Consider the following 4,426-nt stretch of genomic DNA (forward strand, 5'->3'; position numbering starts at 1 on the left):
GGCGGGCTCCTGGACGCGGGCACCCCCAGCGCCGCCGTCACGTCCACGCTCAAGGCCGGCGCCGCCTCCTACACCTGGGTCGCCGCCGCCGTCGGGTCCAACACCGCCGCCGGCCTCCAGCTCGCCGCCGGCGAACCCGTCATGGCCGTCGGCGGGTTCAACGGAACCGACCCCGCGCCGACCCTCGCCGGGTTCCAGAGCCTCGTCCGGCAGGGGAAGATCCACTACTTCGCCGGGGGAGGACGCGGCGGCGCCATGACCGGGCGCGCCGCCAGTGGCAGCGACGCCGCCCAGAAGATCAGCGCATGGGTCGCCGCGAACTACACCGCCACCACCGTGGGCGGCACCGTCCTGTACGACCTGACCGCGGGGTGACCGGCGCGCGGAGCGGGAAGGGAGAAGGTCACCAGCACCGACACGCACCACACCGACACACCGACACACCGGGAGTGACTCCGATGGCCGACACCCTCGACGACACCGCCGTCGCCGGCCGCCTGCGCGGCCTGCCCGCCTGGACCCGGGACGGCGACGAGATCCGCCGCACGGTGAAGGCGCCCTCGTTCCCGGCCGGGATCGACGTGGTCACCGACGTCGCCCGCGCCGCCGAGGACGCCGGCCACCACCCCGACATCGACATCCGCTGGCGGACCCTGACGTTCGCGCTGACCACCCACAGCGCCGGCGGTCTCACCGGCAAGGACTTCGACCTCGCCGCGCGGATCGACGAGATCGCCGCCCGGCACGGCGCCGCCTAGGCACCCTGGTCGCGGCCGTGCAGGTGGCGGTGCGCCGGCCGGGCGAGTGCACCGGACCGGCAGGCTCGGTGGTCAGTGGGCGGAGAATCCGCCGTCCACGAAGAGGGACTGGCCGGTGACGTAGGCGGCCGACGGCGACGCCAGGAACACCGCCGCGCCCGCGAAGTCCTCCGCCAGGCCGTTGCGGCCCGTCATCGTCCGCTCCGCCAGGGCCTTCACCTTCGCCGGGTCCGACGACAGGCGCGCGTTCAGCGGCGTCATCACGAACCCCGGCACGAGCGTGTTGGCGGTGACGCCGCGCGGCGACCACGCCTCGGCCTGCGACCGGGCCAGCGCCACCAGGCCCGCCTTGGACACGCCGTAGGCGCCGCTGGTCACCGACGCCCGGAACGCCTGCTGCGACGCGATGTGGATCAGCCGCCCGAACCCGCGCGCGGCCATGCCCGGCCCGAACCGCTGCCCGAGCAGGAACGGCGCGTCCAGGTTCACCGCCATCGTGGTGTCCCACACCTCGGCGCCGAGGTCGTCCATGGGCGGGCGCAGGTTGATCCCGGCCGCGCTGACCAGGATGTCGGGCTCGCCGAACGCCGCCGCGGCCTCCTCGGCCGCCCGCGCGACCGCGTCCCGCGACCCCAGGTCGGCGCTCACCGCCGCGGCCCGGCGGCCGTGCCCCTCCAGGGCGGCGACGGTCGCCGCGAGTTCCGCCTCCCGCCGCGCGACGACCACCGTCGACGCGCCGGCGCGGGCGAGGGCCTCGGCGATCGCGCGGCCGATGCCCGAGGTGCCGCCCGTCACCACCGCGACCCTGCCCTCCAGGGAGAACAGCTCCGACAGGTACGCGGCGGGCGGGAGCCGATCGTTCATGATCACCGATTCTACGGGCCGCCCGGCGGGTCGTCGTCGCCGCGGCGGCGGTCCCGCCACACCACGAACACGATCACGGCGACGACGATGAACGTCGGCACGAAGAACGGCACCGCCGTGATGATCGGGTGGGACGCCAGAACCCCGTCCGCGACCCTCACGTGCCCGCCTCCGCGTGCGGGCCGCGCGCGGCGGACCCGGCGGGGGCGGGCAGCCGCCGCGCGATCCGCGCCACGCCCCACCCGAGCGACAGCACCAGCGCCAGGGTGCACAGCAGCACCACCGCCGAGCACGCCGCCCACAGCCAGCCGGGCACATCGGTCTTCAGCTCCCGCTGCAGGATGGACCGCTCGCCCTGCACGCCCCGGGTGAAGTGCGCCGGGGCGGCCAGCTCCTTGGCCCCGATCGCCGGGTCGTCGGGCAGGTAGACCGGGACGCCGGCCAGGGTCCGCCCGTCGTGCACCCGGATCAGCGTCTTCCACTCGCCGTGCAGCGGCATCGGCTCGCTCGTCCGGTAGACGCCCTCGCGCTCCCGCACCAGGCGGTCGACGTGCAGGCCCTGCCCCTGCCAGCCGGTCACCGTCACCCACGCCGGCCCGTCGACCGCGGACGCGGGGGAGAACTCGATACGGGCGCCGGCCGTGCGGTGCGCGGCGTCGCCCCGCACATCGGTGAGGGTCACCGTCGCCGTCCGGCCCGGCGGGACGGAGACGACCAGGCCGTTGGCGACCGCCGCGGCCACCGCCAGGATCGCCCCCGCGAAGATCCCGCGCGCCGCCGCCGGGCGCGGCGCCCGCCCCGCCAGGCCCTCGGCCAGCAGCGCCCCGCACAGGCCGCCCGCGACACCGCCGGCCACGGCCATCGCCATCCCCTCGGCGAGGATGTCGGGCGTCCACGGCAGCCGGAACCCGGCCTGGCCGTAGGCGTACTCGGCGCCGAACCCGGCCGTGCCGATCAGCACGCCCGACACCGCGCCGAGCGCCAGCGGGCGCCGCGCCAGCAGCAGGGCGGCCGCCTCCACGCACAGCGCCTCGGCGAAGTACAGCGGGACCGCCGCCCACAGCTCCCCGATCACGCCGCCGACGATCACCGACACGCCGCCGCGCACCAGCATGTAGAACACGACCGCCCACACCGCGCCGCCGCGTCCCGCCCACAGCCGCGCCGCGACCAGCGCGCAGCCCGCCGCCAGCGCGATCAGCAGCGGCTGGTGGACGAGCCGGAACTGCGGCACCCCGAAGTCGTACTCGGCCTGGAACACCGACAGCCCGATCAGCAGCCCGCCCGCGTGCATGCAGCGCCGCACGTACCGCAGCCACCCCGGCGGCTGCTCCTCGTCCGGGCAGGCCCGGCGGCCCTCCCGCTCCAGCACCATCATCGCCACCAGCGACAGCCCGGCCCCGCCGATCAGCATCAGGTGCGTCGGGCCCCACAGCGTCACGTCCTGCCCGAAGATGCGGTGCCACACATCGTCCAGGGGGAAGCCGAGCAGCGCGTAGAAGCCCGCGCCGGCCAGCAGGACGCCGCCCGCCGGGGCGTGCCAGTCCCGCGTGATCCGCACCGACGCCGCGCCGGGCACCTCGCCCTTGGGCAGCACCACGGCCAGCACACCGGCGGTGAAGATGCCGAACAGCCCGATCAGGATCGGGTAGTGGGCGATGTTGGCCAGCGGGCCCTCGTCCCGGCCGTGCGAGATGTGCAGGGAGATGTCCCAGTACATGCCGAGCAGCGCGATCAGCAGCGACACCATCGCGACCGGGATCGGCAGCGCCGCCCAGCCCGGCGTGCCGCGGCCGGGCCCGCGCGTCGCGAGGTCCGCCGCGCGGGCCAGGACGGAGACGCGGCCGCTGCGGTGCCCCCACCCGAGCACCAGCAGCGCCGCCGTCAGCGCCCCGGCGCCGCCGGAGGCGATCAGGATCTGGTCGAGCGCGGCACCGCCCGCCGGCTTCGCCGGGGCCGCGCCGGCCCCCGCCAGCCGCAGCACGGCCCCCGCTCCCATGCCCGTCACGTGATCCAACACCGCTGCTCCCTCACCGCAGGAACCCGCACCGATCGGGGCGTAAACCCCGCCCGGAGTATGCCACTTCCCAATGTGTCATTGTCTAGTGTCACAATCTGTGGTGTGCGACACCGGGACGAAAGGGGCACCATGGCGCGGCGGACCCGCACGCGAACGAACACGCAAACGATCACGGGGACGATCACTCGGACGGCCGCCGCGGGGGCCGTGGCGGCCGTGCTGCTGGTGACGGCCGCCGGATGCGGCGAATCCGCACCCGAGACCGGCCCCGGCGGCCCGGCCGCCACGTCGCCCGGCGCCCCGGCCGCGTCCACCACGTCCGCCGCGTCCGGGCCGTCCGCCGTGCGGATCGCCGTGACCGTCACCGGCGGGAAGGCCCACACCGCGCAGCGCCGCGTGAAGGTCCCGCGCGGCGCCACCGTCGAGATCACCGTCACCAGTGACACCGCCGACCAGTTCCACCTGCACGGCTACGACCGCGAGCTGCGACTCGCCCCGGGACGCCCCGCCGTCCTGCGGTTCACCGCGGACACCCCCGGCGTGTTCGAGGCCGAGTTGCACCACTCCGGCGCCCGCGCGTTCGAACTCCAGGTGGGGTGAAGCGGGTGCACGTCCTCGCCCACGGGCTCGGCGGCCGCACCGACCTGCCCCTGGACGCCGTCGCCGCCATCGTCGGCGGCGGGGCGGCCGTCGCCGCGTCGTTCCTCGCCCTCACCGCCGCGTGGAGGCGGCCCCGGCTCCACCCGGACGCCGGGCGCCCCCTGCCCGCCGCGCTCGCCCGCCT

The 4,426-nt window shown here is 76.1% G+C and carries 6 protein-coding genes and 1 pseudogene; 4 read left to right on the forward strand and 3 right to left on the reverse strand.

The window, feature by feature from the left end; all coding sequences use genetic code 11:
• Both E1293_RS44885 and E1293_RS44890 read left to right on the forward strand, forming a co-directional pair.
• Positions 1–375: mannosyltransferase YkcB-related protein (locus E1293_RS44885; protein WP_481726115.1), on the forward strand; the 375-nt coding region annotated here is incomplete at its 5' end.
• A gap of 83 nt (positions 376–458) precedes the next feature.
• Positions 459–758 carry a 4a-hydroxytetrahydrobiopterin dehydratase gene (locus E1293_RS44890; protein WP_132205935.1) on the forward strand — a complete coding sequence of 100 codons (300 nt, stop codon included), beginning with the start codon at positions 459–461 and terminating at the stop codon, positions 756–758.
• 72 nt (positions 759–830) lie between these two features.
• Here the strand turns inward: E1293_RS44890 and E1293_RS44895 are convergent, their stop codons facing one another.
• The 3 genes from E1293_RS44895 to E1293_RS44900 are packed head-to-tail and all read right to left on the reverse strand — an operon-like array spanning position 831 to position 3,642.
• Positions 831–1,622: an SDR family NAD(P)-dependent oxidoreductase gene (locus tag E1293_RS44895; RefSeq protein ID WP_132205937.1), complete on the reverse strand. Its 792-nt coding sequence runs from the start codon at positions 1,620–1,622 to the stop codon at positions 831–833.
• An 11-nt stretch (positions 1,623–1,633) separates the two neighbouring features.
• Positions 1,634–1,783 (reverse strand): hypothetical protein, encoded by a 150-nt coding sequence (locus E1293_RS48280; protein ID WP_165978693.1) that lies wholly within the window; start codon positions 1,781–1,783, stop codon positions 1,634–1,636.
• Entirely contained in the window at positions 1,780–3,642 is a 1,863-nt protein-coding gene (locus E1293_RS44900; protein WP_243717507.1) for a hypothetical protein, read from the reverse strand. Before E1293_RS44900 ends, E1293_RS48280 begins: the two co-directional genes overlap by 4 nt.
• A gap of 129 nt (positions 3,643–3,771) precedes the next feature.
• On the opposite strand from E1293_RS44900, the gene E1293_RS44905 reads away from it, so the two are divergent.
• Together E1293_RS44905 and E1293_RS44910 are read left to right on the forward strand one after the other, a co-directional pair.
• Positions 3,772–4,242, forward strand: coding sequence for a cupredoxin domain-containing protein (locus E1293_RS44905; RefSeq protein ID WP_207939501.1), 471 nt, complete (start codon positions 3,772–3,774; stop codon positions 4,240–4,242).
• Positions 4,239–4,426 (forward strand): annotated as a pseudogene (locus E1293_RS44910) (hypothetical protein); the annotation flags it as partial. The gene E1293_RS44905 and the pseudogene E1293_RS44910, both read left to right, overlap by 4 nt.

Origin of the sequence: Actinomadura darangshiensis, assembly GCF_004349235.1 — a bacterium.
Classification (GTDB): domain Bacteria; phylum Actinomycetota; class Actinomycetes; order Streptosporangiales; family Streptosporangiaceae; genus Spirillospora; species Spirillospora darangshiensis.

Excerpts from the sequence above, each read along its gene's own strand:
- E1293_RS44890 (WP_132205935.1), top strand. The coding sequence starts at position 459 with ATGGCCGACACCCTCGACGACACCGCCGTCGCCGGCCGCCTGCGCGGC.
- E1293_RS44895 (WP_132205937.1), bottom strand. The coding sequence starts at position 1,622 with ATGAACGATCGGCTCCCGCCCGCCGCGTACCTGTCGGAGCTGTTCTCC.
- E1293_RS44905 (WP_207939501.1), top strand. The coding sequence starts at position 3,772 with ATGGCGCGGCGGACCCGCACGCGAACGAACACGCAAACGATCACGGGG.